At 44.0% G+C, this 14,297-nt stretch carries 9 protein-coding genes; 5 read left to right on the top strand and 4 right to left on the bottom strand.

All coding sequences use genetic code 11. The features are described from left to right. Positions 1-20: 20 nt before the first annotated feature. The 4 genes from DR864_RS29390 to DR864_RS29375 form a co-directional block, all read right to left on the bottom strand. Positions 21-725 carry a 3-coathanger stack domain-containing protein gene (locus DR864_RS29390; protein WP_162794306.1) on the bottom strand — a complete coding sequence of 235 codons (705 nt, stop codon included), beginning with the start codon at positions 723-725 and terminating at the stop codon, positions 21-23. Between the two features lie 77 nt (positions 726-802). Next, a complete protein-coding gene (locus tag DR864_RS29385; protein WP_114070718.1) occupies positions 803-1,936 on the bottom strand; it encodes a hypothetical protein in 1,134 nt (377 codons plus the stop codon). A gap of 645 nt (positions 1,937-2,581) precedes the next feature. Next, positions 2,582-3,184 (bottom strand): recombinase family protein, encoded by a 603-nt coding sequence (locus tag DR864_RS29380; RefSeq protein WP_114070717.1) that lies wholly within the window; start codon positions 3,182-3,184, stop codon positions 2,582-2,584. A gap of 256 nt (positions 3,185-3,440) precedes the next feature. Continuing rightward, positions 3,441-5,864 (bottom strand): ABC transporter permease, encoded by a 2,424-nt coding sequence (locus tag DR864_RS29375; RefSeq protein ID WP_114070716.1) that lies wholly within the window; start codon positions 5,862-5,864, stop codon positions 3,441-3,443. Positions 5,865-6,270: 406 nt separating this feature from the next. On the opposite strand from DR864_RS29375, the gene DR864_RS30030 reads away from it, so the two are divergent. The 5 genes from DR864_RS30030 to DR864_RS29355 form a co-directional block, all read left to right on the top strand. After that, positions 6,271-6,417 (top strand): hypothetical protein, encoded by a 147-nt coding sequence (locus tag DR864_RS30030; protein WP_162794304.1) that lies wholly within the window; start codon positions 6,271-6,273, stop codon positions 6,415-6,417. Positions 6,418-7,277: 860 nt separating this feature from the next. Continuing rightward, positions 7,278-7,484 (top strand): integrase core domain-containing protein, encoded by a 207-nt coding sequence (locus DR864_RS30315; protein ID WP_114070715.1) that lies wholly within the window; start codon positions 7,278-7,280, stop codon positions 7,482-7,484. Positions 7,485-7,622: 138 nt separating this feature from the next. After that, positions 7,623-8,318, top strand: a complete 696-nt coding sequence (locus DR864_RS29365; protein WP_162794302.1) for a Crp/Fnr family transcriptional regulator — start codon at positions 7,623-7,625, stop codon at positions 8,316-8,318. 103 nt (positions 8,319-8,421) lie between these two features. Further along, positions 8,422-12,348 (top strand): cellulase family glycosylhydrolase, encoded by a 3,927-nt coding sequence (locus DR864_RS29360; RefSeq protein WP_114070713.1) that lies wholly within the window; start codon positions 8,422-8,424, stop codon positions 12,346-12,348. 669 nt (positions 12,349-13,017) lie between these two features. Further along, the coding region (locus tag DR864_RS29355; RefSeq protein WP_162794300.1) for a pentapeptide repeat-containing protein at positions 13,018-14,297 on the top strand (1,280 nt) is incomplete at its 3' end.

The following is a 14,297-nucleotide window of genomic DNA, read 5'->3' as shown; positions in this document are numbered from 1 at the left end:
ATGTCCCTTTGATTTAAGGATTATTTCTTAATCGATGCCGGTGCCTCAGAAGTAATTAAAGTTTCACATCCTCCGATAAATGCCGTAAACCCATTACCTATCGCTGAAAAATCAGGCAATAATGTTACTGATTTAGTTGCCTGATAAAGGGCTGTTGCTCCCGCTACCTGATTCGTAGCAGTAATTTCCCCCGCCACCTTCAAAACCGTTCCGTTTATAATTGGCTCGGTAACGTTCAAAGTTGCGGGGCCTCCCCCTGCAATGCTTTGATTCTCATAGGCTCCCATATCAGCAATGGCCACTCCATAGGGATAAGGTCGAAGCCTTCCATCTAAATCATTACTGGTTGTTCCTATAAGGTCGCCGGCATTTATCGCAGGGGAACAATCCTGCAGCCGCAAATTTCCTGAAGTTGCATCGACAAAAAGAGGATTTTGGGCAAATAGGTTATGACCGGAATCTATCGCAGGAAATGAAGCCGGCGGATAGTTGGCAGCCGTATTGCTCAATTGCATTAATGTATAAGTAGTAGAAAGGATAGAGCTGTCTCTGTTAAAAATATCATCTTCCGAAATGATTCCGCTAAATGGGTTTTTACTCTTATTGTCCCAAAATATACCATTTTTAATTGTTGGTGCAGAGCCAAAATAGTTACAGACTGCCCCGCCACTAAGACCGCTATAGGCGCTAACAACACTGTTTCCGGCAAAAGTTACATGTGTCAAAGAGGGAGATGAAGCAGTGACATTAAACATTGCACCTCCACCATATCCGGCATAATTCTTCCATAAGAGTACATTTGTCAGTGTTGGCGAGGAATTATCGTTATTAGATATCCCCCCCCTCGTCCGGATGGAGCAGAATTACTTACAAAAATAATATTTATCAAAATCGGAGATGAACTTGAGTTCTGCATCCCGCCACCATCTCCAATAGTCGAATTTCCTGAAAATGTTACATTAGTTAACTTTGGCGTAGAGTTTCCCCAATTAGCCATACCGCCGCCTTGAAAACCGGCTGTGTTTCCTAAGAAAGTGCAATACGTTAAAACGGGAGAAGCACCTTGGTTAATCATACCGCCACCGGCTTCTGCCTTATTATTTGAAAATATTACATTCGCTAAATTTGTAAATGAATTCCCCCTGTTTGTCAATCCTCCACCAAAAAACTTTGCAGTGTTATTTGAAAAAATTATATTCATCAGTATTGGAGATGAGTCGACATTATGCATACCTCCCCCATCTGTTGAAGAATTTGATGTAAAGGTTAAATTTGTTAAAGTTGTGAAGGATTGATCTGTATTCATTACTCCACCCCCAAAAACATTTGATGAATTCAAGATAAATTTGCAATTGTTTATCTTTAATAACGTGTTCACATTGAACATTCCTCCACCATATGCATTGCCGATAGGTTTCCCTTCCAGGGTTATGGCTGTTCCCGGCAAACTTAAACTGCCACCGTCTGCCTTTCCTTTTGTAATCGTAAATCCATCCAATACAGTTGTAGAGTCATCTTTCACTGAAATCACTACGTGATAACAATTATCAGTGTCGTTATTTTCTGTACCAATATCCCCGCTCAGAATAGTTTCATGTCCTGCCGTTCGTTCACTCACAGCTCCTTCTATACCAATAAACCCTCCATAGATTTTGACTCCATTAACCAAATGAAAGGATTTATCGCGATTTGTTAGAGGAGGTGTATATGGGATTGCGCCTGCCGGATATGCTGTAGGTTTGTAAGTACCTTCGGCTACCCATATTTGATCTCCATATTGACAAACCTCCAGAGACTTTTGAAGGGTTGAAAAGGCCGCCGCCCAAGACCTCCCATCGTTAGACGTATCATTGCCTGTCGTTTTTACGTAGTAAATTTCAGCAAAACATGAAAATGTTGTCAGTAGGAAAGTCGCAGTTAGGAAGAGGTATTTCATTAGGTAGGATAACTGAATGTAAGCCAATTTAGCAATCTTTGTGGTAATACTAATAAGACATTAGCGCTGTCGAATAGTATTTATACCATGTGAATTTCTGAAATAAAATTTATAGAATATACAACAAGAAAAATAATAATTGAAAGAAGAGAAGTAAAAACAGCAACTAAGATGGCCATTGAACCAAAATAACCTTGTCTTGTCCTGTACAAACAAACGCGGGTTTGATACCTGTCTGATTCCATACTGATTTTACCTTAAAAAAGAGGGGAAAATCAGTATGGAATGGCTATTCAACAGGTCTATCAATCAATGTATAGACCTTATCCATTTTAAATGCAGATTCAAAATTAATAACAAGGCAGAATACCACGTTTTAAGAATATTTTAACCCGTTTTAATTATATTTTAATTAGGAATAATCACAAATATCCTCTACTTTTATTTCACTTCTTCTTCAATAGGATTTTCAAACATGAAAATGAAAGAAAATAATAAAGAAGAAAAGTCTCAGAATCCTTGTTCCCGAACATTCGAAAGAAAATCGCCGAACAGGGATTTTTTGTATCCTTCCAATGCCACATTATGTGGCACTGAAACTAAGCGGCAATAGAATAAGATTGTAGATTTATTGGGACTGTCAACTTATTTGCTTACTTCTCCTTTCTGATACGCACTGATCTTTACTCCACGCAGTCGCAAATATTTATACAATGTCATTTTGGAAATGCCCACCGTTTTGGCAATTTCATCCACGCCCAATTTTTCCTCTTTGTAATACATCTCAGCCAACATCGCTTTTTTCTGCGCTTCGGCCGAAAGACCGCTGCGCCTTCCACCCTTTCGCCCCCGGGCGCGGGCAGCTTCCAATCCCGCCTTGGTTCGCTCCCGAATCAAATCGCGTTCAAACTCCGCTAGGGAAGCAAAAATATTCAGCACCAATCGCCCCTGCGGCGTGGTGGTATCAATGGAGTCGGTTAAACTTCGCAGGCCTACTCCCCGTTTTTCAAATTCCGCTACTAGTTCCAACAGGTTTTTAAGGGAACGTCCCAAACGATCCAGTTTGTAAATGCAAACTACATCCCCTTTGCGAAGTTGAGACATCATCTTCTCCAATTCAGGACGGTCGGCTTTGATGCCCGAAGCTTTTTCCTGAAAGATCATTTCGCAGCCCGCTTTGGTGAGGGCATCCCACTGCAATTCTAAATTTTGGTCTTTAGTCGACACTCTGGCGTAACCGATCAGCATTTGTATAGGTTTATACAATGATTCTTAAAGTTAATTATACTTTGATTGATATACAAGTTTTATTGACGAAAACGGCTGATTATTGACAATTTTCAGGAGTTGCTGGGTAAAGCAGAAAAAGTTTGAATAAACCCGCGTTTGTTTGTACAGGACAAAACAAACTTTTTCTAAAAACATCGTTCGATATATAAATTCCATTCGATTTATTGCCACTCTTTACAATCTATCATTACCTTCTTAGGACTTCCAGTAATTCTTATTCGCTCTTAAGGATATCTACGGGATTACTCCTTGCCGCCTTCATCGTCTGCGAACCAATCATGATGAATGCAATCAGCAATACCACCAGCAAACCCACCAATAGCTCGGCGATTTGCACGGGTGTGTGATACGGAAAATTGGCGAGTACAACGTTTTCGAAGAAAAGGTAAGTTACGGGCAGCGCGATGAGTGCCGATATCGACAGCTGTACTAGAAAACTGCGGCTCAATAAGTAAATAAGGGTGCCAGAGCTTGCGCCCATCACTTTGCGGATGCTAATTTCCTTCATTCTGGTTTCGGTAGTAAACGCCACCATTCCGAACAGCCCCATCGAAGCGATCGAAATGGCCAAGAATGAAAGAAAGCCAATGATTTTGATTATTGTTGAGAATTCGCTGTATGCCTTTTCTATTGCTTGGTCATAAAATTCAGCCTGAAATGGATGAACACGGTCGATTTTCTTCCATGCAGACTCGATTTTAGCCATGGTCGTCGGGATGTCCCTACTTTGTATCTTGGCATTAATGATTGCTCTGTCTTCGGGTGTCCAGAACATGAAAGCTACTGGCCCCACGAGGTTGTCGACCTTTCCATAGTGAAAGTCTTTCATTACGCCAACAATGGTCATCTTTCGTGTTCCATGGAAACTACTGAATGTGATTTCTTCCCCGATTGCTTTCTGGGGGTCGTTGCTGCCAATGTTAAATCGTTTTAAGACTTGTTGGTTCACGATTACTTCTGTGGCGGCTGTGGTTGTAGTGGGTCGTGCCATAAAATTTCCGCCAGCCACGAGCTTGTATTCATGCAGAGCCAAATAGTTTTCGTCGACGTGGTTGGTCATGACCAAAACTGAGTCTAGCGAATCTTTGTATTTCATAAATCCACCCCAGGCATTTCCAACGCTGGTAATGATTAACGACCGCGACAGTGCCGTTAGTTCTGGCATTTCGCTTAGTTCTTTGAGAAGCGCATCGGGTTTATTACCCTGCATATTGATGTTCAGGATGTTTTGGGTGCGGTATCCCAGATCGAAGGCAAGTATGTTTTTATACTGTACATAGCCGATGGCGGTTGTTGTTATAAAGATTAAAGTGAGTGAGTATTGAATCACCACCAGAGCGCGTCGGAGTGTAATGTGTTTGAACACTTTTACCGTCGATACATTCCTGAGTGCACTAATCGCGCTGACTTTCGAAAAGAATAGCGCAGGCATAAGGCCCGCTAGCACACCTACGGTAACCGAGAATACGATAAAGGCGGCGAGCATAAGCGGAGTAAGCTCGAGCTTCACCGTGCGTTGCATCTCTGGAGCCAGATTTATCAGCAGGGGGCGCATGACGAGAAAGATGAAGTATGAAAGAAAAAGAGCGGCTAGGGAAATCATGATTGCTTCCACTAAAAATTGTTGCCATACCTGACTCTTTCCAGCGCCGATAGCTTTGCGAAGTCCTACTTCCTTAAAGCGGCGCATGGCACGTGCTATCGAAAGATTGGTATAGTTGAAACACGCCGACAATATCACAATGAGTGCAAGCCCGCCAAGTATCCACAGCATGACCAGAGGCATGTGAGGACCCACGGAACCTGGCCCACCCTCGGAGTGACGGAGGTTCTCTCCGACCACAATATCGTATAAAGGAAGAAGCTCAAGTTGGATTTCAGTATTTTCTTCGGCGAGATTTTCTTCTTGCTCAATGGCGTCAAGTTGGGGCTGGATAGACGCTAGGTCGACATTTTCGGGCAGCAGGAGGTACACATAGTTCGATGCCATGCTCGTCCATTGTTCGAAGTTGTTGTTGGTCTTATTGAGCTGCTCGGCGGTCGAGAGCGATACCAACGCTTCGAAGTTGATGTGCGAAAAAAAGGGCACGTCTTTCATTATCCCACTCACCTTGTAATCGAGTGCATTGAAGTTGATTGACTTACCAAGCGCCGATTGATGGCCGAATAGCTTTCTCGCTGCGGTCTCCGTGAGAACAATCGAGTAAGGCTCTTTTAGGGCCGTGCTGGGATTGCCTTCCAACATCGGAAACGTAAAGACCTTAAATATTGACGGATTCGCCCAGAAGCCTTTGATAGGGAGGGTATTGTCGCCAACCTTCGCGTCTTGCGAAAAGTTGTTGTGCAAAATGGCCACGTCTTCAACGCCAGTTACTTTCTCTTGTATAAGTTTTGCGGTCTTTATTGATGTGGTGGCAAACTTGCCACTTTGTTCGCGATTTTCGGTCAGTACGTTGGTGATACGATAGATTCTCTCACCGTTCTGGTGGAACCTGTCGTACGAATGCAGGTCGAGCACGAACGCGATAAGCAGTAACCCTACCGACATACTTATAGCAAGGCCAACAATGTTGATGGTCGAGAATAGCTTGTTGCGTAATAAGTTGCGTCTCGATGTTTTGATGTAGCTTCCAATCATGTTCCCAGTTGATAAAAAGGTTAGCGAATAGCTAGGTAATAGTTTCCTATGGCAAGAATACTAAGGTGTTATAAGCTGAATGAAAAAATGATGTAAACCGGGATAAAAATGGGATGAAAATTGTATATCCCTGAAATAGCTTGACACTAATTGTGAAAAGTTATGAAAGTGATCGGTCCGCCGAAGCGGCAGCTTCATTAATTTAAAGAAAAAGTACAAAACAGGAGCCTTTCGATGGCATGTTATTGAGTTGTACCGCCTTGAGTTAGGAAGTCAAACCCAAATTTTGACTGAGCCGCGCGGCGGACCGTTTAATATTTCTCTAAATTCACTTCGAGCCTGGAATCGAGATTACCAGCGCTATCGACTTAGACGCTATTATCCTAAATCTAAATACATTAGAAAGATGAAAAAGGAGGCTGATGAAATTATTCGCCTTAAACTTCAATTAGCTCAAACCGAAGCACTTCTTGAGCAGGAAAAGCTGAAACGGGAAGCCTTTGAAACGATGATTGATGTCGCTGAAAAAGACGGGGCTGCCCGCGCAGTTTAAGATTGCTATTAGAAAAAAGTCTGCGGGGCCGCCCGAGCGGTCCCAAACGCTAACGGAACTGAATCGGCATCACCCCTTAGTGGGTATGCAAATACTCTGCGGGCTGTCGCGGTGGCGATCCGATTGGGAAAAGCCGCCAGGCTTGGTATGATACCCAAAAACAAACAGAAAAAGAAGAATTTCACAACCTGATGTTACTTTCGGAAATTCGAAGATTACGACTGGATTTACCCAGTATAGGAGTAGATGTTTTACATTACCAATTAATAGAGTTTCGGTTGTGCCATGGTATAAAGATTGGAAGAGATAAATTGGCTAATTTATTGAGAGACAATGAATTGTTAATTAAAAGAAAAACACGATCGGTGAAAACTACTTGCGGGGTGGCCCGTGCCGTCACATCACCGCTATTTTAAATATCCCAATCTAACCGTTGGCAAGAAGGTGCTAATGCATAACTTGTTGTGGGTTAGCGATATAACGCCACGGGGCGCCCCGATACATCCTCATTGGGAGTGGATTTGTTTATTTGTGCGGACGCCGCGCGGTCTAATCACGGATGCATATTCGAGAAAGATTGTTGGATGGGCTCTGGAGGATTCTTTAGGAGCGATTGGTCCTGTCTCTGCCTTAAAAATGGCTATTAAAGACAATAAAGGACGTTTATGTGTTGGTCTGATTCATCACTGCGCCGGCAGCCCAGTCCGATCGTTGTGTTCTGTATTGCTGTCGAGAGTATATAGGTCTGTTGAATAATCACTCTATTTCCATTAGCATGACCGAACATGGTGATCCCTACGAAAATGCGTTAGCAGAACGAATGACCCGAACCATTAAGCCGGGCGGCCGGTGCCGAAGACATGCTTCAAAATAAATGTTTTGCTGATTCACTGCAAGCTCAGGAAGCTATCAGGCGAGCGATCTTAAACTATAATACATTGCGTCCACATGCCAGTTGTGACTATTTTACCCCTGAGCAAGCTCACCGAATGAAAGGCGAATTAGGCCGAAAGTGGAGCCCATCGAAAAAGCGTGAAATGAGAAAAGTACAACCGAACGTAGAATAAATTAGTACATAAAAAATCCCTTAACTTTGTCAAGTTATTTCAGGGATATACTGGTTCATAAACAGATGGGTTATCAGCGAATCAGGTGGTATTCGTATAAAAAAGTTCGCCACGGAAATGTACAATATTACCCTGACAATGAAGCCCCTACTCCACCTGTCAATTCATTTCAGTAACATATGCAATCAAAAAGGCCGTAATTTGCACCCCGCTTTTAATATTACCTCTCTTCCACCCATGAGCTACGTTCGTCACTATTTAGAAACTTTTCATCTGGTCACTGACGAGCAATATGCCCAGATCGCGCCTTACGAAAAAGAAATTTTGACGCTGAAAAAAGGCGAGTATTTTCTGAAGGCAGGAGAAGTGACCAATCAAATGGGGCTGGTCATTGAGGGGGTATTGGCCAATAATTACATAGACAACGGGCAGGAAAAGATCCAGTACTTTCTGAGTAAAAATGAAGTAGCGGCCAACCCCGAAAGTTTTGACTTTAGAACCCCAAGCAAAGTCAGTATCAGGGCTTTAAGCACCTGCCATTTGGTTGTAATTGACCATCCTACTTACTGGAAGTTGGTGGAAATACTTCCTTGGTGGGGGCAACTTACCCGGACCATAGGCAGTGTGGTTTTAACCAAAAGACTTCAAAAACGAGCCGAGTTGATGACCATGAGACCGACCGAACGGTATGAGGCGTTTTCAATTGAAAATCCTAACATTTTACAACAAGTACCGCTTGGAATGATTGCTTCTTATTTGGGAATACAACCACCTTCCCTGAGCAGAATACGACGAAAGCAACTTCAGAGAAACCGCTCATTAAAAGAAATTTAACTAAGGTTAAATAAAACGTTTTGGCGATGAAATATATGCCTGTTCATGGATTTACAAGGGGCATTGTTGGTATGTTTGTATAAAACCTAAACATTCATACTTTATGAAAAAAGTGTTGTACTCAACGTTGACAAAATTGTTCCTGCACAACCTGATTCTTTTGGGGATTTTTTTGAGTCATCTAGGATTGTCGCAATCGGTACCGCTGCCCACCGACCGTGCCAGAATCACAGTGGCGAGTATTCCGGATTACTACGGCGGTCCCAATTTGAAAGTATTACGTACCGATGCAGGTACACCCCTGCGGGCGGGTACTGCTTGGATTTGGGAAAAAGGCAATCAGGAGGAGCCCGCTTCTTACTATGCTTCCATGACCCAAAAAGGATTAAATGCTGTTCGGATGATTCTGTTTGATACGTGGGAAGTGGAGGCTTATCAGCCTTCGGCGCAATTTACTCCCACCGACTGGAACGACCCCGTCTATCGCGCCCGGCAATTAGCCCGTATGGAACGTTCGGTCAATTATGCCTCAGCACAGGGCATGTACGTAATCATCAATTCTCATAACAAAATCCCTGAGTATAACGAAACCTACGCCAACGCTCTGTGGACGTACGTTGCCCCATATTTTGCCAACCGTACCCACGTAATTTACGAAGCCTCCAACGAACCCATGCCAGGCATTGGCATCAACGGTGACATGGACATGGGAACGGCAGGGGCCGTGAGCAGTCCACGCCTTCAGGCCCTCAAACGTACATTTAACATCATACGTGCCGGCGCACCTAATACGCACATTATGGTACTCACTCCCAACGGTATCAGCGATTATGGGTACGGTACGGGCGTAGGCAATCTGGCGGCCAGTTTTGCGCAACTGCCCGGTAATGTAGATTGGACCAAGACTTCGGTAGCGTATCACCTTTACCACAATGATGGCGCGGCCGCGGCATCCATCAACGCGGCCAACCTACGCAACCTACATTCCCGCTATCCGGGCTGGCCTTCCGAAAATAATTTTCCCGCGTCGGTTTCCAACGCTACGCTGGGCATTACTGATTCTTTTCGTTCTCCCCAGTTTGACAATGATATTTACGTCAACCAAACCTGTGAGCGTCTTGGGCTTGGTTGGAGTATGTGGAATATCAATGGTCAAGCCGAGCTCGACCGAAATTGGCCCGTTATGTATGCCGATGCCGTGGCAAAAGGCTGGAATTGGATACCTGACCCGACCACACCGGATACCCAAGCCCCAACTGTACCGACGGCTTTGGTCGCTTCAAATATTGCTGCAAACAGCCTAACCCTTTCTTGGACAGCCTCTACCGACAACATTGCCGTAACAAACTATGAGATTTTCAGAGACGGAACAAGCATAGGCACTACGGCTACGGCGACGACTACTTTCAACGTAGCGGGGCTTTTTTGTGCCACAAATGCAACTTTTACCGTAAAAGCAAAAGATGCTGCCGGCAATACCAGTGCCGCTGGTAACGCACTGAGTGTTACAACCGGCAATTGCCCCACGAGTTTTGTCGTAGAAGCCGAAACTAACTACACGACAGTATCTGACGTAGGCAGTAATTGTACCGTAGGCCCCTCCAATTACGCCGCCACCACGACCAGCAACGGTCTGGCCGTGGGACTTTGTGATACAGGCGACGAGCTGAAAATTGCAGTTAATGTGTTTGTATCGGGGAATTATGACATACAGGTGAGGGTAAGAAGCGGCTGGACAGGTTCTCCTATGCATTTTATTAATAACAACAAATACGAATATCGTTTAAATGATTTATTGCGAACTTTCACTTATGTACCGGGCAGTGTAACTTCGACGATTGATGTGGACTCTTACTACGCAACAGTTAAATTGTCTGGTACGCCCCTAACGGCGGGCGTTCATTATATAAGGGTAAAAGCACTTGAAAATTGGGCCAAAGTGGATTATGTACGACTAGATCTAATCACCGACACCCAAGCACCAACTATTCCCAACAACCTAAGTTTATCGGCCATTACAGGTAGCAGCTTCACACTTTCATGGTCGGCTTCAACCGACAACGTGGGAGTAACCGGCTATGAAGTATTTAGAAATGGCATTAGCCTTGGTACTACTGCAACAGCTTCTTACAGTATAACGGGGCTTTCGTGCGGTACAAATTCGGCAATGACGGTCCGCGCAAGAGATGCCGTTGGTAATTGGAGCGCAAGCAGTGATATACTGAATGTCAGCACTGCACCCTTGCCCAACGCTGGTACGATTTCGGGAACGACAACAATTTGCGCAGGCGCAACAACATCTCTGACTACCAACGGATTGGCAGGCGGAACTTGGTCAAGCAGCAACACTGCCGTTGCCACCGTCAATACCTCAGGCGTGGTTTCGGGCGTGGCGGCAGGAACGGCAACTATAATCTATGCGGTTAGTTCAAACGGCTGCAATTCAAGTTCAACGACAACAGTAACCGTCAATGCGTTGCCTAACGCTGGTACGATTTCGGGAACGACAACAATTTGCGCAGGCGCAACAACATCTCTGATTTCCAACGGATTGGCAGGCGGAACTTGGTCAAGCAGCAATACTGCCGTTGCCACAGTCAATACCTCAGGCGTGGTTTCGTGCGTGGCAGCAGGAACGGCTACCATTACGTATGTGGTTAGTTCAAATAGCTGTAATTCAAGCACTTCAACTACCGTAACCGTCAATGCGTTGCCCAACGCAGGCACAATTTCGGGAACGACAACAATCAACACAGGCGCAACCACAACTTTAGTCTCCAACGGTGCGATAGGTGGCAGTTGGAGCAGCAACAATACCTCCGTGGCAACGGTAAACACCTCTGGCACAGTGACAGGCGTGGCGGCGGGTACTTCTACCATTACGTATACTGTTATCTCAAACGGTTGTACGCGAAGCACTACAACGAATGTTACCGTTAATACTCCCATTATTTCAACAAGTATTGTGGTCCGTGCCAGAAGTGTAAATAACGCCGGGGCGAGTTTCAGGGTTGAAATTATGAATGGGTCAGCAGCTACTGGCGGCACGATTCTCCAAAACAGCAATACCTTTTCCAACCTTTCGAAAGGTTTTGTCAACTATACTTTTACCGCCACTGGCACCGTCAACCCCAATCAGATACGAGTACGTTACCTGAACGATATGGCACCTTATGATTTTGAAGCAGACTATATCCAGGTAAACGGTACAACCTATCAAACCGAAGCTGCAAGCACCTATTCAGTAGGGTTTTGGAACTCAGCAAACGGCTGTAACAATGCGGGCTTTTTGGGTAACTCGCTTATTCATTGCGACGGCTATTTTCACTACTTAGCCACGCCCACCAGTACACCAATTATCGTGCGTGCCAGAAGCGTAAACAGTGCCGGGGCGAGTTTTAGGATCGAAATCATGAATGGTTCGGCGGCTACGGGCGGTACAGTAGCTCAAAGCAGTAATGACTTCACCAACCTTTCGACCAATTTTGCAGATTATACCTTCAATGCCACGGGCAGCGTCAATCCCAACCGCATCCGAATCCGTTATCTCAACGATATGACCGCCTATGATTTTGAAGCGGACTATATCCAAGTAAATGGTACGACTTACCAAACAGAAGCCGCAAGTACTTTTTCAGTAGGGTTTTGGAATGCGGCAAATGGCTGTAACAATGCGGGTTTTCTTGCTAATTCATTGATTCATTGCAGTGGTTATTTTCATTTTCTTGCTAATTCAGGCGCTCGTTTGAGTGCAGAAAGCTTAGAAATAGAGCCAATTACTGCATTCGGCGTTTATCCAAATCCAGCAAAATATTTACTCAACGTTATACTCTACACTACCGCTGAACAGCAAGTTGAATTACGAATTATGGATCTGAACGGTACTGTTTTAAGCTCATTTTCAAAACAAGTAAAAGCAGGGAAAAATACCGTTAATATCCCAATCAACCAGTTCAATGAAGGAACCTTCGTTATTTCTGCCGAATACGACAATCGACGTTCCACGGCAAAGTTCAGCGTCATTCGTTGATCTGAATGAAAATGAGCAAACATCGGCTTCCGCGTTATTTTGATGTAAATTCCTATGAAAGTGGTTCCACTTTACATTTGGTAAAAGTCGGGGTTTGGGTTGTAATTTTGAAGAATGTACTCTCTTTCCCTTTTATCTTCCGAGCTCGACTTAGAATTACTTGATTACGAACTTTACCAGAACAGGATTGATTAACATGTGATAGGCACTGCTGCTAATACCTGCTTTTGCAGTTTTTTCATGCCATTGATCAATGGCATGAAAAAATCATATGAGGTCAGCAAATGTATGCCATCTTTTGATTTTTTTTAATACTTATGCTAAGTGGCCGAAACTGTATAGTTAAAGCTCGTTATCGGCTGTATTGTAAGCACCCGACAAGTTTGAATACAGCCCATAATCTACTGCCGCTGTATTCAAACTGAGCATCCTTCTTTAAAGCGCAAAAGTCCCATCTGCAGTATTAAAGGCAACCCTAAATTACAACATGCTATGGCTCTTTTTTATCATTACATATTTAGAACTACCAAATCTTACAATTTAGCCTGCCACAAAGGAGATTTGTCCATTTTGAGTTAAAGAATGTTCAATTTGAGCTAACAAGCACACAGAATATTAACCTAATTTTGGAAAAATTACTTCAACGTTATTGAAAACTCGCACAAATAAATGAATGTTAAAATTGTATGGTACCCATGCCTTGGGTTCTTATTCTCCTTATTCCTGCCGCAGAAAACCTATAGCCAATCGACTCCTTCTGACTGCAATAGCTGTGCCGTAGCCACAACTCCCTCGGGGCCTAATTATGCCAATCAAACCCTGATAAACCATAACTTTATGGCAATGGGGACAAATGCCTTGGTCAATGCCAATTTCCAAGGGGCTACGCTTACAGGGTCACAGTTTCAAAACATGAATTTGCAGGGAGCTAATTTCAAAGGGGCTATCATTACGAATGCCGACTTTTCGGGTGCTACGTTAGATCATACGTGTTTTCAATCCGCTGATTTGACCGATGCTAATCTGCAATTTGCCATTTTTAAAGCTACCGACTTATCCTGTGCTCACTTGATTGGGGCAAAATTTGGTCCTGTCATGACCATTCAGTCGTCGCCGGATAATATTCGTACTCGTTTCAACTACACGACCGTTGATTTTGTCAATTTTCCGATTAATAATTGGCCCTCTACTTACTGGGCAATGACCGATTTGAGTTATACTATTTTATCGGGAATGACTTCCAAAAATTTTAATTTGAAGGGTAAAAACATTACAGATGGTATTCTGAAAGGAATCAATTTTACCAGTTTCGATTTACGCCATTGTACAATGACGGGGGTAGACTTGACGAACGCCACACTATCCTATGCCAATATGGATAGTGTTTTAATAAACCTAGCCAACCTTACCAACGTAGTTGGCCAAGGGCTTTCGATGCGTGGGGCCGTTTTTTATCAGTCTAGTGACGGACAAAGAGGTACAAATTTATCAGGAGGGCAGTTCAACAATGGGGCCGATTTTAGCAATGCCGATATGCAGTATACCACACTTACAGGGGCGTATTTTGCAGGGGCCAGTCTGCGGGGGGTAAATTTCAATTATACTAATGGACAATCGGGAGGAATCTATAACGTAGCCAATTTTACAGGAGCAGGCATGGACAATACCACATTCATGAATGCCAGCCTGAACGGGGTATCCTTCAATAACAGTTACCTGCAGAATGCTCAATTCAATAATGTTACTTTAGCCACCACCGATTTTTCGGGGGCAACAATGCCTGGTGCCAACTTTCAATCATCGGTACTGCAAGGGGTAAAGTTCACAAGGGCTGTTCTACAAAATGTTAACTTCCAAAACACCACCTTCAATGTGCCACCCACAGGTGGGGCGGGGGTAGATTTGTCATGCTCGCAGCTAGGAGGGGCCAATTTTGCCAATGCGATTGT

Origin of the sequence: Runella rosea, from assembly GCF_003325355.1 — a bacterium.
In the GTDB taxonomy this organism is placed as follows: domain Bacteria; phylum Bacteroidota; class Bacteroidia; order Cytophagales; family Spirosomataceae; genus Runella; species Runella rosea.
The sequence above is the reverse complement of the archived record's forward strand: the minus strand, read 5'-3'. Positions and strand labels throughout refer to the sequence as shown.